Genomic DNA, 23,693 nt, shown 5'->3' on the forward strand with positions numbered 1-23,693 from the left:
GGATGCGCCGGGCTGCGGCGCGTCGCGTCACGGCTGCTTCAATTCGTCGGCCGCATTCACCTGACCGAGCTCCGTACCTGTCACCGGGTCGCTGCTCGGGTCGGACGCCGTGCGGGCCGCCATGGCCTGCAGCGCCAGCACTTCGTCTTCGGTCAGGTTCACATTGGGCATGCCGTCGCCGTCGATGGCACCCTGTTCTTCGCGGTCCGAGATGTACTCGAAGTTGGCGTCGCTGTTCCACGGGCCGCGCGTGTCGCCTTCGCCCTGCGACATGTTGAAGTACACCGAGGCAAAGCGCGGGTCGCCGGGCAGCTTTCCGGGCGGGAAATTCGGCTCCATCGAGTACAACGCCTTTTCGAAGGAGCGCTGGTGCGACACTTCGCGGGTCATCAGGAAGCCCAGGGCATCCTTGACGCCGGGATCATCGGTGGCATTGATGAGGCGCTCATAGATGATCTTGGCGCGCGCCTCCGCGGCGATGTTCGACCGCAGGTCGGCGGACGGATCGCCGATGGTGTCGATGTAGCCGGCCGTCCAGAGCTGGCCGCCGGAATTGACCAGGGCGGGACCGCCGCCATACAGCACCTGCGTGACGTGCGAGTCATTGCCGGGGCCGTTCAGACGCCGGTAGATCTCGGCTTCGGATACCGTGGCTTCGGCCAGCACGCCCTTGGCGCCCTTGTTCAGCATGGCGACGAGCGTGCCGATGACTTCCAGATGGCTCAGTTCTTCCGTGGCGATGTCGAGCAGCATGTCCTTGCGGCCCGGATCGTCTTCGGCCAGCGCCTGCGTGAAATAGCGACAGGCCGCCGCCAGTTCGCCCTGCGGGCCGCCAAACTGTTCCAGCAACAGGTTGGCAAGACCAGGGTTGGTCTCGCTGACACGTACCGTGTATTGCAGTCGCTTGTTGTGTGCAAACATAACGTTCTCCTGATACCCGGCGCTCCACCGGGATGCGTGTTGCGCGGCAGCCGTGAAGGCATTACGCGCGGGTTGTAGATTCAGCGCTTCGCCTGGCTGTCCGGGTCATCTGCCCGCATGAGGAACTGGCGCATGAGGCCCGGTGTGTTGTGTTCGATCCACTGCGCCATGGCGCGCTCTTCCTGCAGGATGCGTTCGCAGACCGCGGCCGTTTCCGCATCGCCGACGAACTTGGCGGCTTCGACCAACTGGCTGTATGCGGCGATCTCAAGATTCTCGAAGGCGTAGCTGAACATCGCGCCCTTCATGATCTCGTCGCTGGCAAAGACGCCAGAAAATCCCTGGAACGTCGCCATCATCTTGCCGGTCAGGTCCTTGAACATCGACGTGTCCCCGCCCAGCCGCTCGATGCAACCGCGCACCAGGCGTTGCTGTTCGCGCGTTTCGACAATGTGACGCTCGATCCGCTGCTTGACCTCGGGATAGGTCTCGATGCGGCCCGCCAGGCTCGTCAGCATGGTTTCGGCTTGCTCTTCCATGGCGTGCGCGTCACGCAGCCAATCCAACAGATGCTCGGCCGCTTTACTGGTATCACTTTCCATAGCGTTCTCCTGAATGTGTCGCCCCGTGTGCGGCGGACAGCGAACCGATGCCGCAACAAATGTTCCTGACGGCCTGGTTCTTTCACGATCACGCTTGCTTGAAGATCATCAGATAAAAGATCGCCAGAAATGCCACGAAGGCGATTGCGCCCAGCGCGACCCACCAGCCAAACCAGCGCCAGAACGCTGCGGGCAACGGAGTTCCTGCATGGTCCGCCGCCGCCGCGGCATCACGCATCAGCATCTGCAAACGCACCACGGGCAACCAGCACGCGATGGCGACGGCATACAGCCCCAGCGACCACGCGATCCACGGCGTGGATAGCGGCATCTGCATGAGGTGAACCAGATACAGGCCGGTGAGCGGCTGCAGCACGGCGGTTGTCGCGGTGAAGAGCCAGTCGGCCACGACCACCAGGCGTCCTACGACGGCGATTACGTGGACGTCCCTGCGCAGCACGACGCACAGCAGGTAGAACGCGGAGCCGATGCCGGTGCCGAAAAGCAGCGTCGACGAGAGCACGTGGATCAGCTTGAAGATCAGGTATTCCATTCGCGTTTCCTGGGCGTGACGGGTTCATGCAAATACAGGAGCACCAACGCTGCCAGCATCGGTAAATTTTTCGACAACGGTCCGAATGGGTGCATCCAGAACTCGGGCAGCCGAATGGTGATGATCGCGGTGTAGCCCGCGATAAGCACGGCCTGTGCAACCCACAACCATTGCCGGGCGCGGCCGCGTAATAGCAGGGTCAATACGCCGAAGCTCAGGTCGAGCGTTGCCGCGCCGTAGAGCGCCATGGGCGCAAGGACTGCGGGCACGCCGGTTCGATGCAGCAGGTCGAGACTGGCGGCGACCGGATACAGACCGAAGGAGACGGCGGCGGTCCACAGCCACACCAGTGCGATGCTGAACCGCAAGAGCGGCAGCGTGATGTCCAGTAGCGCGCTTGCGCGCAGGCCGTCGCGGGTGGGCGGCGTGATGAAGCGGCCGGGCGCGCGCGGGGGACGGTTGAGCAACGCGGAGAAAGGGGCGGGGTCGGCGGTGTTGCCGCGTTCGAGCATCGACAAGGCCGTGGGGTCGATCAGGCTGCCGGGCAGCATCGCCGCAGCGGTGGCGAGGCCCGTGGCCAGGCGCAAGGGGATGGCGATGACGCGTTGACGCGAGTCAACGCCCAATGCGCGGCGCAGCGCGGCAAGGTAATCGCGCACGGTGATGGGCGCAGGCCCGCAGAACGCAATGGTGACGGGCGCTTGTGGCGGCGAGCGCAACAGAGCGAGCACGCCGTCGATGACGTCGTCCAGATGCACGGGTTGCACGGCCTGCGGCCCGCCGCCGGGCAGCGGCACCGCAGGCAGTACGGCAAGCCGGTTAAAGAGCGAGGCGCTGGCGCCGCCGGGTCCGTAAACCAGGGACGGCTGGATGATCGCAGCGGGCAGGTTGGTCAGGCGCAGGGCGTCGTCGGCTGCACGCTTGCTGAGGTGAAAGTCACTGGCGGCGTTTTCATCGGAACCCAGTGCCGAGAACTGGATCACGCATCGGACGTTCTGCCGCTGGGCGGCGCGGAACAGAGCCTGTGGCGCGCGCACATGCACGGCGGCAAAGTCCCCGGCCTGTCGCTCGCGAAAGATGCCGGCGGTGTTGATGACGGCGTTGACGTCTTTAAGCAGCGGCATCCAGTCGTCCTCGGACTGGGCGTTGCCGAACTCCATGGGTACGAAAGTTGCGTCGGGCATGGCGTTGCCGGTTGGCATGCGGCGCACGGGGCACACAAGGGTGTGTCCCTCGGCCAGCAAGGCGCGCGCAAGACTGCCGCCGATAAAACCGCTTGCCCCCGTCAACAAGATTCTCAAGCCGATTCTCCCTGGCGGTTGCGGGAATGCCGCGCCGCCGTTGCGATGTCGGGCGCCGCAAGCTCCGTGCCCGTCGACTATCACAAGGAATGCTCATGAACCCATGGCTCACGGCGTTGCGCGAGGGCGCAATCAGTGGATCCGCCGCCAGTGTGCTGTCGACGCTGGTGTTGGCGGTTGCGGGCCGCAAGGAGGCCGACAGTTGGACGGCGCCCACCAATTCGACCAGCCACTGGATATGGGGACGACCGGCGCTGCACGCCGATGCGCCGACGTGGCGGCATACGGCAACCGGCTATGCGATTCACCATTCGGCGGCGGTGTTCTGGGGGGTGCTGCATGCGCGGGGCACGCAGGGGATGCCGGCGACTTATCGTACGGGGCCGGCAGTGGCGGCGGGGCTGACGGCGGCGGCGATCGCGTGCCTGGTTGACTATCGCGCGACGCCGCAGCGCCTGACCCCGGGATTCGAACATCGGTTGAGCACGTTGGCGCTGGTGTTGGTCTACGGGGCGTTCGGACTCGGGATGGCGTTGGGATCGCTGGCGTGGCGGGCGCGGGAGCGGCGTGGCGCGGAGGGAGCGGACGCGGACGGGGTGGCGTTTGGGGCACGCTTCAGGAATGGGGATTGCTGGCCCGATCCGCAGCGCGGTTTTCGCGTTGGCAACCGGGAGCACTCAATGAAATTGAAACTGAAACCGCTACGTGAGCAGGTGATGGTGATTACGGGCGCGAGCAGCGGCATCGGCGCGGCGACAGCGAAGATGGCGGCTGAACGCGGGGCGAAGGTGGTGCTGGTGGGACGCCAGGAAAACGGGCTGAACAGCGTGCTGAACGATATCGTGCGCGGCGGCGGATCGGCGATCAGCGTGGTTGCGGACGTGGGTGTGCAGGACGATCACGATCGTATTCTGGAACGCGCGATTGATAGTTATGGGCGGGTTGATACGTGGGTGAACAACGCGGGCGTTTCGATCTTTGGAACGCTGGAGTCGGTGCCGGTTGAGGACCAGCGCAAGCTGTTCGATACGGATTACTGGGGCGTGGTATACGGGTCTATGGTGGCGGTGCGGCACATGAAGGCAAGTGGCGGTGCGTTGATCAATGTGGGCAGCGAGGTGTCGGATCGGGCTGTGCCGCTGCAGGGGGCGTATTCGGCGGCTAAGCATGCGGTGAAGGGGTTTACGGATGCGTTGCGGATGGAGCTTCGTGAAGAAGGGGCGCCGGTGTCGGTGACGCTGATCAAGCCGGCTTCGATTGCTACAGGGTTTACTTCGCACGCGCGCAACTATATGGACGTTCAGCCTAGTCTCCCAGCGCCGGTTTACGCGCCGGAGGCGGTGGCTGATGCGATTCTGCACGCGGCGGAGCATCCGACGCGGGATTTGTACGTGGGGAGCGCGTCGCGGGCTATTTCTACGCTGGGTCAGAATATGCCGGGGCTGGTGGACCGTATGGCTGGATGGCTGTTTCGGCAGCAGCGCGGTGGCGCGGTGGCTGACGGGGGATCTGACTCGCTGTATGAAGGCGGCGGGTCGCATTCCGCCGAGCAGCAGGTTGGCCGTCGGAGTATGTACACCAAGATGGCGGTTAATCAGCCTAGTACTTCGCTCGTTGCCGCTGCCGTCGTGATTGGTGGGGCGGCTTGCTGGTTGCTGCGGTCGCGGCGGTGAGGTGGTTGGCTGGTGGGGTTTGGTGGCGGGCAGGGTTCTTTTGACGCCCGGCGCGTCGTCGGCCTGGGGCGCGCGGGGCTACGATTGCGGTCCGGAGCCTTCGCTCCGGACTTCCCCTTCGTCATCGTCGTTGTCGCCTGCGGCGACTGCCTTCCGATTCCCTCGGGCGCATCTACACGCCCCGCGCGCCCCAGGCCGACGCCACGCCGGGCTCCGGTGGCTTGAGCTTGACGGGCGCTGGGGTGGGTGGCGTTCTTTAGGTTCCTGGCTGCGTCATTTGGGTATGGAGCGGTTTGCGGGGCCCGTCACACGACGGCCGCGCGGGCGGCCTGGTGGGACTTACGCGGTGTCTTGCGTTTGGGGATGACGCTTCGCGCTTGCGGCGTGCGCTGTTCTCCGAACCGCAGATCGTTTTGCTGGGTGTCTGACGGCGGCGCAGGAAAGCGCACGTCAACTCGTGATGCCTGCCTTCAGCCACGCCGAACAACCGGCCGGTGCCACCGAGCCGCTGACGTACATTGCGCCGGCCGCAAATAACCGCAGCTTCTCTGCCATCGGGATCGCGGTCATCACCCACACCGATCCCTGCGAATCCGACCATACGACCCGCGCATCGGTATCCGCCAGCGCCTGAAACATCGCCCCGGGCGATGCGCCGGGCCGCAGCGCGATGACGGTGGTGTCGGCGTCCGCGCGCAAGGGAAAAAGGTTCATAAGGCCGCCGGCCAGTACGCCTGCAACCAACAAGCTGGCAAACGTCTTGCCCGTGCGTCCTGTGGGCGGTGGACGGCGATGATTGCGCGTGCGCCAGCCGTACGCCAGGGGCACCAAGCCAAATACGACAAACCAGGCCAAGTCCCACACCAGCGGATCCTCCGCGTCCATCTTGATGCGATGGATTCCCGTGATCCAGTGCGAGAGCAGGGCGTCGATGATGTGCCAGACGCCGAAGCCGATCCAGAAGTGGCCCCATCGTGGACGGAGCGCGGGGCCGGTCGTGGCGGCGGAGCGGGCGCGATATAGCTCGATCAAGCCCGCGGCTGCGATGACGTACATGATGGCGTGGAAGATGCCGTCGGCGGCGACCTGGGCGCTCAGGCTGCCGAGCGGGCCAACCTGTATGTTGGAGAGCAGGTGATGCCATTGCAGGATCTGGTGCAGCAGGATGCCGTCGAAGAAGCCGCCCATGGCGAAGCCCAGCAGGAAGCTGGCGCGGCGCAGGCGGCGGGGGACGGTCGGATCTTCCGGAGGGCGGACGAGTTCCATTGGTGCTCCTGGATTAGTGGGTGAAGGTTCGGTCAGGCGGTGGCGGGCACCGGGTGGATGCCGTCCTGGACGCTGCGGCGGTCGTGGCCGGCTTGCAGGTCCCAGAGTGCGCGCAGCGGGCCGCGGGCGGCCAGGAGTTCGTCCAGGGAGCCGTCTTCGACGATGCGGCCGGCGTCTACGACGACGATGCGGTCGTAGCGGGTCAGGGATGACAGCCGGTGCGCGACGGCGACGACAGTGCGGCTGCGCATGAGTTCGGCCAGGGCGTCCTTGATGAGCTGTTCGGAGTAGCTGTCCAGCGCGGAGGTGGCTTCGTCGAGCAGCAGGATGGGCGCGTCTTTCAGAAACGCGCGGGCGATGCCGATGCGTTGCCGTTCGCCGCCGGACAGCAGGGCGCCGCGTTCGCCGACGATGGTGGCATAGCCGTCGGGCAGGCGCTGGATGAAGGTGTCGCAATGGGCCTGCCGCGCGGCGGTGATGACGTCTTCTTCGGTGGCGTCGGGCCGGCCGTAGCGGATGTTTTCCATGATGGTCCGGCGAAAGAGGCTGACGTCTTGTGGCACGACGGAGATGGCGTCTTTCAGGCTTGCTAGCGTGACCTCGCGGATGTCCTGGCCGCCGATCAGGATGCGGCCCTGTTGTGGTTCGTCGGCGCGCTGCAATAGCGAGAGCAGGGTCGACTTGCCGGCGCCGGAGGCGCCGACCAGGCCTACTTTCATGCCGGGGCGGATGGATAGGGTGATGCCGCGCAGCGCATGGCAGCCGTCGGGGTAGGTGTATTGGACGCCTTCGAAGGCGATGGCGCCGGCGGGATCGCGCAGCGTTTGGGCGTTCTGTACATCGGGCACGGAGTGTGGCCGTCCGACCAGGCGCAGCATCTCGGCGATGACGCCGAACTGCTGCGCGGTGCCGACGAGCGCGAGCGCGAAGTCGCGCGAGCCATGCAGGATGCGGAAGGTGAGCGCGCTGACGACGACGACGTCGCCGGGGCTGGCTTGGCCCTGTTCCCAGGCGCGCAGCACCCAGAGCAGCATGCCGCCGGCCACGAGCCACAGGCAGGCGTCATGAATGACGCGTGCCTTTTCGACGTACATCCAGCTTCGGCGTTGGGCGCGGGCTTCTTCGCCGAGCGCCTTTTCTAGACGTGCACGTTCGCGCGCCTGGGCGGAGAAGGCCTGCACGGCCCAGATGTTGGAGATGGCGTCGACGATTTCTCCGCCGACGTGGGCGGCCTGCTCGCCGTACTGCTGGTGCAGGCTGCGCCCGCGCGCGCCGAAGGAGATGATGATGGCGGCCAGCACGAGGACGAAGCCGAGCAGGGCGGCGGCCATGCGCCAGTCGACCATGCTGAGCACGACGACGGCGCCCAGGAAGTCGACGCAGGGCGGCACGATGCTCCAGACCATGGCGCCGTAGATGGCGCCGGCGGCGCTTGCGGTGGACGAGATGCGGTTGGCGAGGGCGCCGGAGTGGTGCTGGCGGAAGTAGCGGGTGGAATGGTGGCTCAGGTGCTCGAAGACCTCGACCCGCAGCGCCGCGCAGGCGGCCACGATGTTGCGGCAACCCAGCCATCCGCCGCAGCGCCATAGTGCGGCTTCAATGGCGATGACGGCGAGGAACAGGCCGAGCGCCCACCACACCTGCACGGATGCGTCTGCGCCCAGGGCCATGGCGTCGACGATGAGCTTCATGGCGTACTGAACCGTCACCGAGCACACCCCGGCCAGGACGACGATCAACCCCAGCAAGCCGAACGCCCAGGGCCGCTGGCGGACGTACCGCCAGAGAAAGGCCGTGGGATGGGTGGGGAGGGCGGGCAGGTCGGGCATGGCTCAATCTCCGTCGGCGCTGCGTGCGGGCGCGGGGAGCAGGCCGGCGGGACCGCGCCCCGCGCGTGCCGCCTGCGCGCGCAGTTCGATTTCGAGCGGGGCGTACACGCTGCGCCGGCCGTCGGACGCGGGCGCACTGAGGAGGCCGGTCGGGCAGTGGCGGTCGTCTTCCCAGCCGGGGTAGTCCGTCACCGGATACAGGCAGATGCCCGCGACGTCGACGCCGCGCGCCTGCGCCAGCGCGACCTGGTCGGCGACGTAGCGCATCCAGCGGGGGCGGGCGAGACCTTCGGCCCCGGTTTCCGCAATGAACAGGGGTTTGCCGTAGCGGTGCGCGCAACCTTGCAGAAGGTGGGCCAGGGACGTGTAGCGCGCGTCGTCCCACGGCAGGGGCGCGCCGCGGTGGAGCCATTGGTTGTGGGGGTAGTAGTTCAACCCGATGACGTCGACGTAGCGCTCGTCGCCGCCCAGGTCCGCGTGCCCGCGTCCGCACAGCATGTCGAGCGCTTCGAACTGGGCCTCGCTGGCCGCCGCGGCTTCCAGTGCGTCGCCGGGTTGCGCGGGCTGGATGGCAATCAGCGGCTCGGCGCAGACCAGGCGCGCGTCCGGGTCGGCTTCCTGGATCGCGTCGCTGGCCTGGATGGCGGCGCGGGCGAGCTGCCGCTTGAGTTCCAGGCCGCGGCCGAGCGTGCATGGTCCGAAGTGCGCCATGTCGCCGCCCGCCCAGCTCCAGTACGAAATTTCGTTCATCGGGCAATACCAGGTTGGCATATCGGTTTCTCCGGCAATCAGGCGCGCCGTTGCGGCGGCATATCGGGCGAACGCCTCGGGAAAGGAGGGCGACCAGATATCCAGCCACGCCGGCCAGCCGTAGTGGCACAGGTCCCAGATCACTTCGACGTTGCTGTCGCGGGCGGCACGTAGCAGCGGCAGCAGCGAAGACCAGTCGTATACGTTGGCGGCGGGGCAGACGAGGTGCCAGCGCACCCCGTCTCTTGCCGTCCGCATGCCCAGCGCGGCGATGGCGGCGTAGTCCTGGGCCGCCCACTTCGCATGGCCCGTGGACTCGATCAGGTCAAGCTGCCGGCCATCGGGGAAGCGGTGACAGGAGCATTCGAATCCCGCCTGCAGGAAGCTCTGAAACGCCATGCCCCGATTCATTCGGCCACGACCGCACCGCGCGGTTCTGCCTGCCGGTTTGCCATCTCCTCGTACGTGGACAGGGCCTGCGCCACGACCTGGTCCATGTTGTAGTAGCGATAAGTCGCCAGGCGGCCGACGAAATGCACGCCTTCGCACGCATCCGCCAGCGCCTGGTACCGCCGGAACAGCGCAGCGTTTTCGGGGCGCGGGACGGGGTAGTACGGGTCCCCCTGCGCGCTGGGATACTCGTAGGTCACCGCGGTCTTGGCGTGGCGCTGGCCGGTCAGGTGCTTGTATTCCGTGATGCGGGTGTAAGGGACGTCTTCGGCCGGGTAGTTGACGACGCCGACGGGCTGGTGCCATTCCTCATCCAGCGTTTCGTGCCGGAACTTGAGGGACCGGTACGGCAGCGGGCCGAAGCAATAGCCGAAGTATTCGTCGATGGGGCCGGTATAGATCAGCTCGTCATAGCTGAACGCCGTCTTGGCTTCCTCGAAGTCCATCCCGAGCGCAAGGGATATGTTGGGATGGTCCAGCATGCGCTCGAACATGTGCGTGTAGCCTTTGAGCGGCATGCATTGATGGCGGTCAGTGAAGTAGCGGTCGTCGCGCGAGAGCCGCGTGGGTACGCGCGCCGCGACGGAGCGGTCCAGTTGCGAGGGGTCCAGGCCCCATTGCTTGCGGGTGTAGCCGCGGAAGAACTTTTCGTACAGGTTGCGGCCGACCTGCGAGACGACGAAGTCCTCGGCGCTGGACACGACGGAAACCGGCTCGGCCATCGTCTGCAGAAATTGTTCGGCCTCGGCGGCGGTGAAGCACCGTCCGTTCAGCCGTTCGAGCGTCGTGAGGTTTATCGGCATGGGCACCAGCATGCCGTCGGTGCGGGCGAGGACCCGGTGTTCATAGGGCCGCCATTCCGTAAACCGGGACAGGTATTGCAGCACCTTGTCCGAGTTGGTGTGGAAGATGTGGGGGCCGTAACGGTGCACGAGCAGTCCGGCCTCGTTATAGAAGTCGTAAGCATTGCCCGCGATGTGCGGACGCCGGTCCACCACCATGACGCGTTTGCCGCTGCCGCGCGCCAGGCGTTCGGCCAGCACGCTGCCGGCATAGCCGGCCCCGACGATCAGGCAGTCATAGTGCGTGGGCGTCAGACTTTGCGGCAGGCGCAGCGCGGCTGGCGCCGCGGACACCTGACGGGCCCCGCGCGGGGAGCTGGTCCAGGCGCGATTCATCGCATCGCAGATGCCTTCCCAGCTTCGATCCCACGACATGCCGTCCAATGCGCGGTCGGCGTGCTGGGACACCGTGTCCGGATCCGCCGCCGCGTCCAGCGCAAGCGCTATTGCGTTGACGAAGGCCGGCGCGTCCGCGGCGATGTGCACGACGGGGCAGCCGCCGTACGCGCGCACGACGTCCGCAATTGGCGTGGAGACGACGGGCTTGCCCGCCGCCAGGTATTCCGGCGTCTTGGTCGGGCTGATATAGCGCGTGGACTCGTTCATCGCGAACGGCATAAGGGCAACGTCCCAGCCCGCCAGATAATCGGGAAGCTGGTCGTACGTGCGCGAGCCGAGGTAGTGGATGTTGGGCGCCTGCGGCAGTGTGGCCGGGTCTATCTTGACCACCGGGCCTATCAGCACGAAGTGCCATTCCGGCCGCATGCCGGCCGCCTGCGCCAGCAGTGCCGTGTCGAAGCGCTCGTCCAGCACGCCGTAAAAGCCCAGGCGAGGAGATGGAATCGCGAGCAGGTCGGCAGGGATGCTGGCCGACGTCCGGCCCCGCGCGAAATGCTGCCGGTCCACGCTGCTGGGGAACGCCTGAACATTCGGGTGCAGCCGTCGCTTGGATTCGTAAAGGCTATGCCCGCCCGTGAAGACCACGTCGGCGCGCGAGAGCAGTTGCCGTTCCAGCGCGACGAGTTCAGGCGGCGCGCCGCGAAACGCGGACAGTTCGTCCATGCAGTCGTACACCACGAGCCCGGCGTCCAGATCTTCGGTAAACGGCAGGCTCATCGGCGTGTAGTACCAAAGGACCGGTGTGGCAAGGCCGTGCTCGCGGACAAGCTCGGCAAGCAGGCAGCGCTGGTCTTGCTCCGCCGTTTCCCGCGCCACGTGCGGCGTGATGACGGTGACGCCATCGACGCGGCTGGACTCGAGCCAGCCGTGGCGGGCGGCGTCTTCCCAGACGGGTTCTTCAACGTAGTAGACGGCGTGGGCCCGAGCGAAACGCGTCATCAGATGCTGGGGCCGCTGGTGCACGAAATTCCAACGGAGATGGGAAAAGCACAATATCGCAGGGCGCTCGCGCGTCAGCCATCCGTTCGCCGCAGGTGCTTCCGGTGCGGTGGGAGGGCGGGCGTGGGGTGCGCCGCCAATTGAGGAATCGACGGTACGCATGGAAACTCCAGGAGATGGGGATGGGTCCGGTGATGGCGGGGCGGCTTGAGCCGGGGTATCACACCGAAAGCGTGTGAAAGCGCTTCGCAAGCATCGTGCCGAACGCGCGCGGGACGCGGGGCTGCGATAAATCGCCTGGATCAATGGCGATTGCGGCCCAAGGTGTTGACGCGTCGTGGATATTTTTCGACCTGCGTTGCAAGTTCTGCGTTCGACCCAGCGTCTTTGCGACCATTTCAGATGAATCATTCCTCGCGGCATGGCATTTGCTGCGCTACGCCTGATCGCGTGTTGCGGTCACGTCAAAGGAGATTCTGATGAAAGCACTTTGCTGGCACGGCAAACACGACATCCGCTACGACACCGTTCCCGATCCCGTCATCGAGCACCCGCGCGACGCGATCATCAAGGTGAGCGCGTGCGCCATTTGCGGATCCGATCTGCATCTGTTTGATGGCTTTATGCCTGGCATGAAGTCGGGCGACGTCATGGGCCATGAGTTCATGGGCGAAGTCGTGGAAGTCGGGGCACAGGCGCAGAACCTGAAGATCGGCGACCGCGTGGTGATCCCGTTCACCATTACCTGCGGGGAGTGCGACCAGTGCAAGCGCGGCAACTTCTCGGTCTGCGAGCGCACGAACCGCAATGCGGCGCAGGCGGCCAAGATGTTCGGCCACACGACGGCGGGACTGTTCGGCTACACGCATCTGACGGGCGGCTATGCCGGCGGGCAAGCGGAGTACGTGCGCGTGCCATTCGCGGATTCAACGCACGTGCAGGTGCCCGACGAACTGTCGGATGAACAGGTGCTGTTTCTGGGAGACATTCTGCCCACCGGTTGGCAGGCCGCCAAGCAATGCGACATCGAATCGACCGACACGGTCGCGGTGTGGGGCGGTGGCCCCGTCGGCCAGATGGCGATCAAGAGCGCGATCCTGCTGGGCGCGCGCCAGGTGATCTGCATCGAATCCGTGCCGGAACGCCTGCAGATGGCGCGCGATGCTGGCGCAGTCACGATCAACTTTCAGGACGAGGATGTCGTGGAGCGGTTGAAGGAACTGACCAACGGCAAAGGGCCGGAGAAATGCATCGACGCGGTCGGCATGGAGTCGCACGCCAGCAGCACGATGGAGCATATGTACGACCGCATGAAGCAGGCCGTGGGCGCCGAGACCGACCGGCCGCACGTGCTGCGCGAAATGATGTACGTGTGCCGGCCGGCGGGCATCCTGTCGGTGCCCGGCGTGTATGGCGGGATGATCGACAAGATTCCGTTTGGCGCGTCGATGAACAAGGGGCTGACGTGGCGCATGGGCCAGACCCACGTGCGGCGCTGGACGGACGAGCTGCTGGACCTCATCGTGCAGGGCAGGATCGATCCGTCGTTCGTCATCACGCATCGCGCCAAGCTGGAGGCCGGGCCGGATTTGTACAAGACGTTCCGTGACAAGGAAGACCGCTGCATCAAGGTCGTGCTGACGCCTTGAAGTCTTGACGCGTTGACCGATTTAATCGTTGGGCTTTGACCACCGAGGCCGGAAATCCTGCATCCGGCCTCGCGGTTGTCAGGATTCCGGCTGGACGGTGTCGCACAGGGCGTCCAGTTCCCGCGTGACCTCCTGCCACGACCAGCGAATGAGATCCACGGCCACGCGTTCGCGGGCCGTGAAGCCGCCGCCGCTCGCGGCTTCCTCAACCGCGGCATCCAGTTTGGCAAATGGCTCGCCGGTGCTGCACATGGGCGCTTCGGCGCCCTTGTCACGAATGACGCGGGCCAAGCCGTCGATCTGCTGCCGGGCCGCCATCGCGACGTCGTGCAGCGCGGGGCCCAGACGGCGGCAGACGTTGTCGGTCAGCTCCATGCCGCCGATGCGTTCCATCAGCGGCACGGTCAGCCACAGTTCCTCGATCCGTTCCTGCAGCCGATGGGCCTGCGTGTCCGCGCCCAGGATGCGAATGGGCACTGATCGAGACTGGCTTGCCATGTCGCGTGCGCGCCAGTGCGTGCGCTCCAGCGCGGGCTTGTCGCGGGGCCGCGGCCGGGCACGGCCTTCGTTCACGGCAGCGGCCCATTCAACCAGCAGTTCGCCGTAGAGCTGCAGCGAGGCAGCGAGGTTGTACCGCATGCTGTACCGGGCCGACAGGGGCAGCACCGCAAAAGCGGCCAGAATCCCGGCAATGGAGCCCACGACGATGGCGAGCGTCTTGTTCACCGCGCCCGCGACGATGTCGGCGTCCGGCGTGACGGTCAGAATGGTTGCCGTGACCAGGCTGTAATTTAGCGTCGGCCAGCGTATCGACAGGCAGGCGGCGGCCCCCACGCCGGCCACGATGCTCCATGGCGCCGGAATGTCTGCGGCATGGGCCAACGGGACGATCGTGATGCCCAGCGCCACCCCGATCAGTGCGCCCAGGATGCGGGCAGCGGCCTCGCCGACCGTGCCCTCGACCGTGGCGCGCACCACAAAAAGGGCGGAGAAGGCGCCCCACGCGACGTCCGGCATCTGCCACCACGTCATGCAGCCAAAGGCAAGCAGTACCGCCGCCACGGTTTGCAGCGGCAGGCGGACGCTGTCCTCGGCAATGGCGGCACGGTAGGCGGCAGCGCGTTTCAATAAATGGGAAAAGAGGGGGCTCATCGGCAACTGATTCATCTACAGCATGGCGGGGGGCGTCGGCATCGCCTGCGGTCACGGAAAATACGGGCGCCAGATGGCAGCGACCGCACGCGGAAGGCCCCGTGCGGTCGCTGAAGGCGCAAGGTGAATGCGGCGGGCAGGCTCAGGAATCGGACTGCTTGGGACGTCCGTACGGATCCTTGCCGGCCGGCGCTTGCGAGCCGCCGGCGGGGTATCCCGAATTGGAGTCGGGGTTCTTATTCACCTCCCCCGTCGGCGGTCCGTCCTCGGTCGGCTGGCCGGTGAAGCCGGTCTCGGCGCGATCGACATGCGGGGAGGGCGGCGGATTGGGCGGGGGAGCGGGTTTCGAATCGGTCATGGAAAGACTCCTTTCTCAGGCCAGGTTGTGGTACTTGCGCCCGATTTCCATCGTGGCGCGGTAAAAGCCTTCCTTGCTGCCGCAGTCATAGCGGACGCCTTCGTATTCGAACCCGAACACCTTGCGCGTCTTGAGCAGGGCGGCAATGCCGTCGGTCAGCTGGATTTCACCGCCCACGCCCGCCTGGGTGGCTTCCAGCAGCGCGAAGATCTGGGGTTCCAGGATGTAGCGTCCGACCACCGCCAGGTCGGTCGGCGCGTCCTCGGGCTTGGGCTTTTCCACGATGCCGGTCAGGCTCATGACGCTGTGCGCCTTGCGGCTGCCGGACACGATCCCGTACTGGTGCGTGTTGGTTTTTGGCACCTGCTGGATCGCCAGGACGCTGCCCTCGAATTCCCGGGCAACCTTCATCATTTCGCCGATCACGGGGGCGTCCGCGTCTATCATGTCGTCCGCCAGCAGCACGGCAAACGGTTCATTGCCTACAATGTTCGCCGCACAAAGCACGGCGTGGCCGAGCCCCAGGGCGGCGGGCTGTCGGGTGTACACGCATTTGACGCTGTCCGGAATGACGTTGCGGACGGTCTCCAGCAGGGCGTTCTTGTTCTTCGCCTCCAAGTCGTACTCAAGTTCGGGCACGCGGTCGAAATGATCCTCGATCGCCCGTTTGTTGCGGCCGGTGACGAAGATCAGTTCGGTGATGCCTGCCGCGACCGCTTCTTCAACGGCATACTGGATCAGCGGCCGGTCGACGATGGGCAGCATTTCCTTGGGCATGGCCTTGGTGGCGGGAAGAAAGCGGGTGCCCAAGCCCGCGACGGGAAATACAGCTTTACGAATCGGTTGCATTATTAAGGCCCTCTATGCCCGGGCGGCGCCTGGAATGGGCCGCCCACTGACTACGGGTTACAGCAAATTCTGTGCCCGTTTGGCGATTGCTGTAACAGGATTTTCTGAACGGCACGGCGTTTGCTGAGAGCGATGAGCATGAATAAACACGCAGGTGGGGACATTGCATGACTTCTTTACCGGATTTTCCGTCCGAGGACCGCTATCGCCTTCTAGTCGGCGCAGTGCGGGATTACGCTATCTATCTTCTCGACGCCAAGGGCCGCGTAAGCAGCTGGAATCCCGGCGCGGAACGATTCAAGGGCTATGGCGCGGACGAGATCATCGGGCAGCATTTCTCCGTTTTTTACACATCTGAAGACCGAAATGCCGGCGTGCCGGAGCGTGCGTTGGAGACGGCGCGGCGTGAAGGGCGCTTTGAGGCCGAGGGCTGGCGCGTCCGCAAGGACGGCAGTACCTTCTGGTGCAGCGTGGTCATCGATCCGGTCCATGACGACCGGGGCGTCCTCGTCGGTTACGCCAAGATCACGCGCGACATCACCGAACAGAAGGAGCGGCACGAGCAACTGCAGGAAGCCCGCGATTCCATGCATCACGCCCAGCGCATGGAAGCCATCGGCCGCCTCACCGGCGGCGTTGCGCACGATTTCAACAACTTCCTGACCGCGATCCGCTTTTCCGCGGAGTTCATCAAGCGCTATCCGGAACTGCCCCCCTCGCTGATGCGCTACGTGGGCATCATCATCGACACCACCGAAAAGGCAGCTCAGCTGACCCGGCAGTTGCTGGCCTACGCCAAGCGGCAGCCGCTGCAGCCGCACGCGTTTGATGTGCGTGACAGCCTGGCGTCGATGCGGGAGCTTTTCGAGACCTCGGTCGGATCGCACGTGGCAATCAGCTACGAGTTCGGGCCGGGCGACTGCACGATCTTCGCGGACCCGGGGCAACTTGAAACCGCGTTGCTCAATCTGATCATCAATGCGCGCGACGCCATGCCGGCCGGCGGCCAACTCAAGATATTGGCTAAGGTTGTGCCGGACGCGTCGGAACTGGAAGGCCATACCAAACTCAATGGCCCGCACGTGGCCCTGTCCGTGCAGGACACCGGCGCGGGAATCGCGCCCGGCGTGCTGGCGCACGTGTTCGAGCCTTTTTTCACCACCAAAGGCCAGCATGAGAACTCTGGTTTGGGTCTGAGCCAGGTGCAGGGCTTCGTGCAGCAGTCCGGCGGCGACGTGACCGTGGACAGCACGGTTGGCAAGGGAACCACGTTCACGCTCTACCTGCCGGCCGTCACGTCACCCGGCGAGGCGGTCGAGGCGCCTGCCGCCGGCGTCATCCTCAACGTGCCGGTGCGCCGCCAGGTGCTGCTGGTGGAAGACAACCGCATGGTCGGCGAGGTGGTGTCGGCGTGGCTGGCGGAGCTGGGCCAGGATCTGACGTGGACGGTCGATGCCGAGAAGGCCCTGCACGAACTGGAGCAACGCAACGGCGGCTTTGACTTGGCGATCCTGGATCTGGTGCTTCCCGGCATGAACGGGATGGAACTCGCCCGCCGGATTCGAGAAAACTGGCCCGGCATTCGGATCGTGCTGGCCAGCGGCTACAGCGATGCGATGGCGGGGCCGCGGGCGTTGGGATTTCCGGTCATGCAGAAGCCGTACTCCGTCGAGGCGCTGATGCAGGTGCTGACCGAGGACGCGCACACATTGCCATAAGCGCCGGGGTACGGCGCTGCTGAGCTGGGCGCCGGAATCCCGCCGGGCCGGCATCGGGTAGCGCGACGCTAGGTCCGGCGAAAGCGGTTGTGCGCCCGGCGCTTGATGACGCTGATATCTCCATCCGGCTCCATATACGCGCGGCGCACCTCTGAAACCTCGAGGACGCCTTTCAGCCGGAGCTGGCTCATCAGCTCGTCTTCCGTCAGGTATTCGCGGCGCAGCGCGCGCTTGGCGATCACGCCGTCGCGCACCAGGCATACGCGGTCCGATTCGAGCAGGCGGCCAAGCGGCTTGAAAAAGTAGCCAACCCGGTCGACCAGCACAGTCCAGCCGATGATCGTGGAAATCAGGACCATCCCGTCCAGAATGGATTTGTATTCGCCCGCCATCGCATTCTGCGCGGCATCGGCGATCAGGACCAGCACCAGCATGTCGGCCACGCCCAGCGACCCGACATCTCGCCGGCCCGCAAGCCGCAGCAGCACGAAGATGAACCAATAGACGATCGTCCCGCGGATGAAAATCTCTAGCGGCGAGAGCGAAAACGAAAACATCGTCGACCAGTCCGGGTCCATCGTGGCGCCTCCGACAATGAAACATCAAACGGCAAGCAAGTGCCGTGCCCAAACAAGCCGGGCGCCGCGCAGGGCATGAGTCGACCGCAGGAACGCTGATTGCTGCTCCGATGTGTCAACGTGGAGAAGTAAAAATGAACTCAGGTAACACCCCCTTGCGCTTGCGGGATGCCATCGCCGGAGAACTGGGAGTAACCCCGGACTTCGACGCGACCGAAGAGCTGGAAAGGCGCATCGCGTTCCTCGCCGACTACCTGATCCAGTCAGGCCGCGCAGGTTATGTCCTGGGAATCAGCGGCGGGGTGGATTCCACGGTGGCGGCGCGGATCGCGCAGCTTGCCGTCGAGCGCGTTCGCGGCCAGGGGAGACCGGCCACGTTCGTCACCGTGCGCTTGCCCTACGGCGAGCAGCGGGACGAAGAAGACGCGGCGCAGGCACTGGATTTCATTGCACCCGATCGCCGTATGCGGATCGACATCAAGCCGGCCGTGGATGCGCAACGCGAGGCGCTGCGCGCCGCCGGCCTTGAATACGCGGACGAGGCGGCCGAGGATTTCGGGGCGGGCAACATCAAGGCGCGGCAGCGCATGATTGCCCAGTATGCGATTGCAGGCGCGCTTGACTGCCTGGTGATCGGCACGGACCAGGCCGCCGAGGCCTTGATGGGGTTTTTCACTAAACATGGCGACGGCGCGGCGGACGTGCTGCCCCTGCGCGGTCTGACCAAGCGGCGGGTGCGGGCGCTGGGGTCGCTGCTGGGCGCGCCGGACCGGCTGGTGCTCAAGGTGCCGACCGCCGACCTTGAGTCGTTGCGGCCGTTGCGCCCGGATGAGGACGCGTACGGTGTGACATACGCGCAGATCGATGGCTATCTGGAAGGCGAGGAGGTTGCCGAAGACGCGGTCGCGGTGATCGAGCGCCAGTACCGCGCCACGGCGCACAAGCGGATGCTGCCGCCGGGGCCCATCGAATGATTTGAAGACGCTGCGCGACGACGCCAAACATCTGTCTTTGAGACTGCTGTCGCGGCACCTCACGCAAACTGGCGGCTGTATCATGGCGGGTACTCCCACGCACGCAACCTACAGGCCCAAAATGTCCCAATCGCCGTCTGTTCCCAACATCAAACCGGGAGTCGTCCGAAGCGACCTGAACTTCCCGGTGGTCGGACTGGGGGCCTCTGCGGGAGGGATCGACGCGCTCAAGACTTTCTTCTCGAACATGCCGGCCAAACCCGGCATGGCCTTCGTCGTCGTGGTGCATCTGTCTCCCGATCACGAAAGCATTCTCGACAGGATTCTGCAGGCCTGCACGGGGCTACCGGTCGAGCAGGTCACCAAGCCGGTGCCGATCCTGCGTGATCACGTCTACGTGATTCCTCCGGCGGCCTCGCTGTCGATGAATGATGGCTACCTGCGTATTTCGGCGGGGGCCAGTCGCCCGGAAGGCCGCCAGATTGCGATCGACGAATTTTTCCGCACGCTGGCCGATGTGCATACGAACCGTGCCGTCGGCATCGTGCTGTCGGGGGGCGGGTCCGACGGATCGGTGGGCCTTGCCCGCATCAAGGAACAGGGCGGCGTGACGTTCGCGCAGTTGCCCGAGGAAGCAGAGCACGGCACCATGCCGCGCAATGCAATTTCCACCGGCATGGTGGACATTGTGCTGCCTGTGTCCACCATGCCGCAGCGTCTCAAGCAGATCGCGGAAAACATGGGCAGCATCCATCTGCCGCCGCTGACCGAGGCCGAGGCCTCCGGCGCCGCGGATGCCGAGCAGGTGACGGACGGGGCGCAACAGGAACGCAATGCGTTGCGGGACATTCTTGCCCTCTTGCGCGCCCGCACGGCGCACGATTTCCGTCACTACAAGAAAGCCACGGTGCTTCGCCGAATCGAGCGCCGCATGCAGGTTACGGGCGTGTCAACCTTGCCCGAATACGGAAAGCTGCTTCAGGAACGCATCGACGAGACCCCTAAACTGCTGTCCGATATGCTCATTGGCGTCACGCAGTTTTTCCGGGACAAGGAAGCTTTCGCCAATCTGGATGAATTCGTGTTGCCCAAGCTGCTGAAGTCGCTGAGCACCACGCCGGACGTGGCGTTGCGCGCCTGGGTGGCCGGATGTTCTACAGGTGAAGAGGCGTATTCGCTGGCCATGCTGATGAGCGCGCAGGCCGATGCGTTGCCCCACCCGCCCAAGATCCAGTTGTTTGCCACCGACATCGACGAAACGGCGCTGGCCGTGGGCCGGGCGGCGGCTTATCCGATGGCGATCAAGGGCGACGTGCCTGAAGCCATGCTGCAAAGCTTCTTCAGCGAGCAGGACAACGAGTACTGCGTCAAGAAGGAAATCCGCGAGCGGGTGCTGTTTGCCGTGCACAACATCCTGCGCGACCCACCGTTCTCGAAGCTGGATCTGGTCAGTTGCCGCAACCTCTTGATCTACCTGGACCGCGAAGTGCAGCGCGACGTGTTGCGCATGTTCCACTTCGCATTGAAGCCGGGCGGTTATCTTTTCCTCGGCAGTTCCGAATCGGCCGATGCGTGCCCGCAGCTTTTTCAGGTGGTGGACAAGCGCCACCGCATCTATATCGCTCGGGAAACGCCGTCGCAACTGAGCGGCATGCCCGAACTGACCGACGGGAGGATTAATCACGTTCGGCCGGTGCACGCCTCGGCGGGGCCGGTTCGCCAGCCCAAGGTCTCGTATGCCGCCGTGCACCAGCGTGCGCTCGAAATGTTCGCGCCGCCCAGTGTCATCGTCGACGCTCACAGCGACATCGTGCACATTTCGGAGCGGGCAGGCCGCTTCCTGCGCCATCCGGGCGGCGAGCCTTCCCGCAATCTGCCCTTGTCGGTGCATCCGGAATTGCGCACGGAATTGCGCACCGCGATGTTTCAGGCCCTGCATTCGCGAAAGAGTGTCGAGGCGCGGCGCGTGAGAATGACGCTTGGCGAGCGCCAGACCTACGTCAACATGGTGGTGCGGCCATTCCGGCACGATGAGTCGGCCAGTGATTACCTGCTTGTGCTGTTCGAGGAAGTCGAGGACATCATGAGCGCAGAGGGCGCTGTCAGCCCCGCGACCGGCTCCGCAATGGTATTGACGCAACTGGAGGCCGAACTCCAGCGCACCAAGGGCCAGTTGCAAGCGACCATTGAGCAGGCGGAAACCTCCACGGAAGAACTGAAGGCCTCCAATGAAGAGCTTCAGGCCATCAATGAAGAGTTGCGCTCCACCACGGAAGAACTGGAGACCGGCAAGGAAGAGCTGCAGTCCGTCAACGAGGAGCTGATCACGGTCAATGCGGAACTGAAGGCCAAGGTCGATGAAACCGCGAAGATCAATGACGACCTGCAGAACCTGATCGCGTCCACCGACATTGCCACGGTGTTCGTGGATCGCATGATGCGCATCCAGTGGTTCACGCCCCGGGCGTCCGACATCTTCAATGTGATCCCGAGCGACGCCGGACGTTCGGTGCTCGACATCACGCACCGGCTGGAGTACCCGGACCTGGCGAAGGATGCCGCCGGCGTGTTCGAACTGCTGCGCCCCTTGGAGCGCGAGGTGCACAGCACGACGGACCGTTGGTATCTGGCGCGGCTGCTACCGTACCGGAGCGGTGACCACCGCATCGAAGGCGCGGTCCTTACGTTCATCGACATCACGGACCGGCGCAAGGCAGAAGAAAGCGTGCGACTGGGCGAGGCCCACTTGAAGCTGATGACCGAGAGCGCGCGCGATTTCGGCATTATGACGCTGGACAACGAAGGCATCATCACCAACTGGAATATCGGCGCCGAGCTGATGTTCGGCTACACCAGCGCCGAGGCGGAAGGCAAGCCTATCGCGATCATCTTCACCGACGAGGACATCGCGGCCGGCAGACCCGAGCATGAGCTGAATCGCGCCAGGAAGATCGGCTACGCCCCTGACGAACGCTGGCACAAGCGCAAGAACGGCAGCCTGGTGTTCTGCACGGGCGGCGTGAACCGGATGGATGATCCTGTCTATCAGGGGTTTGCCAAGATCGTGCGCGATGTCACTGACCTGAAGTTGCGCGACGCCGAGCAGGAGTCCCGTCTGGACCGCGCACATGCGGATAGCGTGCTGAAGGACGAGTTCTTCGCGGTCGTGTCGCACGAACTGAAGCACCCGCTCAACCTGATCCAGCTCAATGCAGAGCTGCTGGCCCGCACGCCGGCCGTGCGCAATTTCGGCCCCGCCGCGCGTGCCACGGACCTGATCCAGCGTTCGGTCAAAGGCCAGGCCCGCATCATCGACGATCTGCTGGATCTCTCGCGCGTCCGGACGGGCAAGCTGGCGCTCAACAAATCGATCATCGACGTCGTGGCCATCGCGAAAAACATCCTCGAGGTGCTCAAGCCCGTGGCGGCGTCGGCCGGCATCGATCTGCGCAGCGACTTTGATCCTGCGCTGGCGATCTACCTGGACGCGGATCCCGTGCGCATCGAACAGGTGATCTGGAACCTGCTGAACAACGGGATCAAGTTCACGCCCGAGGGCGGTTCCGTCGCGCTTAAGCTGGCCATCGAGGACAACCGCTTGAAACTGGAAGTCGCCGACACGGGCCAGGGCATCGACCCGCTGTTCATCGGCCGGGTGTTCGACATGTTCAGCCAGGGCGACGTGCGCCAGAAGACGGGCGCCACCTCTGGACTGGGCATCGGCCTGGCGGTTGTCAGCGAGCTGGTGGGTGCGCATGGCGGCACGATTCAGGTCCATTCCGATGGCGTGGGACTTGGCGCGCGCTTCACGGTATGGCTGGATCTGGCCGGTTCCCTTGAAGCCGAGGACGCGCCGCAAGCTAACGCCGACATGCCTTTGGAAGGGCTGAAGGTGCTTTTGGTCGATGACTCCGAGGACGTCCTGCACATCATGCACGAGCTGCTGGACATGGAAGGGGCGGTAGTCACGGCCGCCTCCAACGGCCGGCAGGCGTTGGAAATCCTGGAGACCGCCCGCTTCGACCTGATGCTGTCGGACATCGGCATGCCGGAGATGGATGGCTATACGCTGATGCGCGCCATTCGCGAAAAAGACAGCGGCGCCGATCTGCCTTCCATCGCGCTCACCGGTTTTGGCGCCAAGGAAGACATGCGCGAAGCCGTCAGCGCAGGCTTTTCCGCCCACATCAGCAAGCCGGTGTCGCTGGACGATCTGCTCGAAGTGGTTCGCAAGCTGCGGTTGCGCGGGTGATCCGCGCGTTTGGGAAGAGGCCGGCACATGCGTTTGCCGCCACTTCCCGGCTCGTTTCGCCACGGCGGATTCTTTCTGATCCTATTTGTTTAGTCTGGCAACAAATGCGCGGGCAGACGCTTAATCGGGGGCACTTTTTCCCATGGCCCTGTCCTGCGGCACCCGTTCTAAACGCTTCGCCTTCGTTCCTGTTCGCCAACGGCGCAAACGAGAAAAGCTTGCACTAAGTGCCGTCGCTACTTAAGCTGTGCTTTCGCGCCGCACTCAGCACGTTCCGTGCCAAAGCCCGCAAGCGGATTCCCTTTCCGCCGCACGACCATGCAGCCCCATTTCAGCCAGTCTTCCTCGTCAACGACATAAAGGATGCTTGTGCGAAAGTCGATGGTCTTGTTCGTTTTGCATGGCGCCCGGCCCACGCCGGGCCAGAGCCAGCCTGGCCTCAATTGGGCAGGTCCCGCCTGGGTCGGCCTTTTTCCGATCAGCGGCATTCTCCTACTTCAACGCGATAACCCCATGGCGCCTTGCTGCGCCCTCGCTTCATAAGCTGCACGTCCGTCAGTCCGGCGCGCCCAGGCGCGCCCGCAAGGTGTCCACCCATAAGCTGTTCCGCATACAAGCTGTCCAAGTAAGGCCTTCGC

General features: G+C 64.8%; 17 protein-coding genes. 5 read left to right on the forward strand and 12 right to left on the reverse strand.

Features of this window, described 5'->3' with window-relative positions:
• Window positions 1–27 precede the first annotated feature (27 nt).
• The 4 genes from KW836_RS19255 to KW836_RS19270 form a co-directional block, all read right to left on the reverse strand.
• Complete coding sequence (locus tag KW836_RS19255) at window positions 28–921, reverse strand: manganese catalase family protein (RefSeq protein ID WP_218344445.1); 894 nt, start codon at window positions 919–921, stop codon at window positions 28–30.
• Between the two features lie 80 nt (window positions 922–1,001).
• Window positions 1,002–1,523 (reverse strand): ferritin-like domain-containing protein, encoded by a 522-nt coding sequence (locus KW836_RS19260; protein WP_218344446.1) that lies wholly within the window; start codon window positions 1,521–1,523, stop codon window positions 1,002–1,004.
• 88 nt (window positions 1,524–1,611) lie between these two features.
• Window positions 1,612–2,076 (reverse strand): DUF2269 domain-containing protein, encoded by a 465-nt coding sequence (locus tag KW836_RS19265; protein WP_218344447.1) that lies wholly within the window; start codon window positions 2,074–2,076, stop codon window positions 1,612–1,614.
• The gene (locus tag KW836_RS19270) at window positions 2,064–3,461 is read right to left on the reverse strand and encodes an SDR family oxidoreductase (RefSeq protein WP_370633048.1); all 1,398 of its coding nucleotides are present in this window, start codon (window positions 3,459–3,461) and stop codon (window positions 2,064–2,066) included. Before KW836_RS19270 ends, KW836_RS19265 begins: the two co-directional genes overlap by 13 nt.
• A gap of 11 nt (window positions 3,462–3,472) precedes the next feature.
• On the opposite strand from KW836_RS19270, the gene KW836_RS28160 reads away from it, so the two are divergent.
• The gene (locus tag KW836_RS28160; RefSeq protein ID WP_370633049.1) at window positions 3,473–5,050 is read left to right on the forward strand and encodes an SDR family oxidoreductase; all 1,578 of its coding nucleotides are present in this window, start codon (window positions 3,473–3,475) and stop codon (window positions 5,048–5,050) included.
• A gap of 450 nt (window positions 5,051–5,500) precedes the next feature.
• Here KW836_RS28160 and KW836_RS19280 read toward each other — a convergent pair whose 3' ends face one another.
• The 4 genes from KW836_RS19280 to glf are packed head-to-tail and all read right to left on the reverse strand — an operon-like array spanning window position 5,501 to window position 11,525.
• A complete protein-coding gene (locus KW836_RS19280) occupies window positions 5,501–6,316 on the reverse strand; it encodes a DUF2243 domain-containing protein (RefSeq protein ID WP_218344449.1) in 816 nt (271 codons plus the stop codon).
• 32 nt (window positions 6,317–6,348) lie between these two features.
• On the reverse strand, window positions 6,349–8,145 hold the full coding sequence (locus KW836_RS19285; RefSeq protein ID WP_218344450.1) for an ABC transporter ATP-binding protein: 1,797 nt from the start codon (window positions 8,143–8,145) through the stop codon (window positions 6,349–6,351).
• A gap of 3 nt (window positions 8,146–8,148) precedes the next feature.
• Window positions 8,149–9,294 carry a beta-glucosidase gene (locus KW836_RS19290; RefSeq protein ID WP_218344451.1) on the reverse strand — a complete coding sequence of 382 codons (1,146 nt, stop codon included), beginning with the start codon at window positions 9,292–9,294 and terminating at the stop codon, window positions 8,149–8,151.
• Window positions 9,295–9,302: 8 nt separating this feature from the next.
• Window positions 9,303–11,525, reverse strand: a complete 2,223-nt coding sequence (gene glf / locus KW836_RS28165; protein WP_218344452.1) for a UDP-galactopyranose mutase — start codon at window positions 11,523–11,525, stop codon at window positions 9,303–9,305.
• Window positions 11,526–12,004: 479 nt separating this feature from the next.
• Between glf and KW836_RS19300 the strand changes: the two genes are divergently transcribed.
• Window positions 12,005–13,174 (forward strand): zinc-dependent alcohol dehydrogenase, encoded by a 1,170-nt coding sequence (locus tag KW836_RS19300; RefSeq protein ID WP_218344453.1) that lies wholly within the window; start codon window positions 12,005–12,007, stop codon window positions 13,172–13,174.
• Between the two features lie 78 nt (window positions 13,175–13,252).
• On the opposite strand, the gene KW836_RS19305 is transcribed toward KW836_RS19300, so the two are convergent.
• The 3 genes from KW836_RS19305 to galU all read right to left on the reverse strand — a co-directional run bounded on the left by KW836_RS19305 (window position 13,253) and on the right by galU (window position 15,533).
• Complete coding sequence (locus KW836_RS19305) at window positions 13,253–14,326, reverse strand: FUSC family protein (protein ID WP_246282963.1); 1,074 nt, start codon at window positions 14,324–14,326, stop codon at window positions 13,253–13,255.
• 142 nt (window positions 14,327–14,468) lie between these two features.
• Entirely contained in the window at window positions 14,469–14,684 is a 216-nt protein-coding gene (locus KW836_RS19310) for a hypothetical protein (RefSeq protein WP_218344454.1), read from the reverse strand.
• Window positions 14,685–14,699: 15 nt separating this feature from the next.
• Window positions 14,700–15,533 (reverse strand): UTP--glucose-1-phosphate uridylyltransferase GalU, encoded by an 834-nt coding sequence (galU, locus tag KW836_RS19315; protein WP_218344455.1) that lies wholly within the window; start codon window positions 15,531–15,533, stop codon window positions 14,700–14,702.
• A gap of 167 nt (window positions 15,534–15,700) precedes the next feature.
• On the opposite strand from galU, the gene KW836_RS19320 reads away from it, so the two are divergent.
• Window positions 15,701–17,251, forward strand: coding sequence for a PAS domain-containing sensor histidine kinase (locus KW836_RS19320; RefSeq protein WP_218344456.1), 1,551 nt, complete (start codon window positions 15,701–15,703; stop codon window positions 17,249–17,251).
• Window positions 17,252–17,319: 68 nt separating this feature from the next.
• On the opposite strand, the gene KW836_RS19325 is transcribed toward KW836_RS19320, so the two are convergent.
• Window positions 17,320–17,829, reverse strand: a complete 510-nt coding sequence (locus KW836_RS19325; protein ID WP_191579192.1) for a DUF421 domain-containing protein — start codon at window positions 17,827–17,829, stop codon at window positions 17,320–17,322.
• Window positions 17,830–17,963: 134 nt separating this feature from the next.
• Here KW836_RS19325 and nadE point away from each other — a divergent pair, with 134 nt between their 5' ends.
• Together nadE and KW836_RS19335 are read left to right on the forward strand one after the other, a co-directional pair.
• On the forward strand, window positions 17,964–18,803 hold the full coding sequence (nadE, locus tag KW836_RS19330) for an ammonia-dependent NAD(+) synthetase (RefSeq protein WP_304505133.1): 840 nt from the start codon (window positions 17,964–17,966) through the stop codon (window positions 18,801–18,803).
• Window positions 18,804–18,924: 121 nt separating this feature from the next.
• Entirely contained in the window at window positions 18,925–23,055 is a 4,131-nt protein-coding gene (locus KW836_RS19335) for a CheR family methyltransferase (protein ID WP_218344457.1), read from the forward strand.
• The last annotated feature ends 638 nt before the right edge of the window (window positions 23,056–23,693 follow it).

Source organism: Achromobacter sp. ACM05, assembly GCF_019218915.1.
GTDB lineage: Bacteria > Pseudomonadota > Gammaproteobacteria > Burkholderiales > Burkholderiaceae_B > Achromobacter > Achromobacter animicus.

Coding starts and splice junctions, on each gene's coding strand:
- KW836_RS19305 (WP_246282963.1), bottom strand. CDS start 14,326: ATGAGCCCCCTCTTTTCCCATTTATTGAAACGCGCTGCCGCCTACCGT.
- galU (WP_218344455.1), bottom strand. CDS start 15,533: ATGCAACCGATTCGTAAAGCTGTATTTCCCGTCGCGGGCTTGGGCACC.
- KW836_RS19280 (WP_218344449.1), bottom strand. CDS start 6,316: ATGGAACTCGTCCGCCCTCCGGAAGATCCGACCGTCCCCCGCCGCCTG.
- KW836_RS19310 (WP_218344454.1), bottom strand. CDS start 14,684: ATGACCGATTCGAAACCCGCTCCCCCGCCCAATCCGCCGCCCTCCCCG.
- glf (WP_218344452.1), bottom strand. CDS start 11,525: ATGACGCGTTTCGCTCGGGCCCACGCCGTCTACTACGTTGAAGAACCC.
- nadE (WP_304505133.1), top strand. CDS start 17,964: ATGAACTCAGGTAACACCCCCTTGCGCTTGCGGGATGCCATCGCCGGA.
- KW836_RS19325 (WP_191579192.1), bottom strand. CDS start 17,829: ATGGACCCGGACTGGTCGACGATGTTTTCGTTTTCGCTCTCGCCGCTA.
- KW836_RS19290 (WP_218344451.1), bottom strand. CDS start 9,294: ATGGCGTTTCAGAGCTTCCTGCAGGCGGGATTCGAATGCTCCTGTCAC.
- KW836_RS19320 (WP_218344456.1), top strand. CDS start 15,701: ATGACTTCTTTACCGGATTTTCCGTCCGAGGACCGCTATCGCCTTCTA.
- KW836_RS19265 (WP_218344447.1), bottom strand. CDS start 2,076: ATGGAATACCTGATCTTCAAGCTGATCCACGTGCTCTCGTCGACGCTG.
- KW836_RS19285 (WP_218344450.1), bottom strand. CDS start 8,145: ATGCCCGACCTGCCCGCCCTCCCCACCCATCCCACGGCCTTTCTCTGG.
- KW836_RS28160 (WP_370633049.1), top strand. CDS start 3,473: ATGAACCCATGGCTCACGGCGTTGCGCGAGGGCGCAATCAGTGGATCC.
- KW836_RS19255 (WP_218344445.1), bottom strand. CDS start 921: ATGTTTGCACACAACAAGCGACTGCAATACACGGTACGTGTCAGCGAG.
- KW836_RS19260 (WP_218344446.1), bottom strand. CDS start 1,523: ATGGAAAGTGATACCAGTAAAGCGGCCGAGCATCTGTTGGATTGGCTG.
- KW836_RS19300 (WP_218344453.1), top strand. CDS start 12,005: ATGAAAGCACTTTGCTGGCACGGCAAACACGACATCCGCTACGACACC.
- KW836_RS19335 (WP_218344457.1), top strand. CDS start 18,925: ATGTCCCAATCGCCGTCTGTTCCCAACATCAAACCGGGAGTCGTCCGA.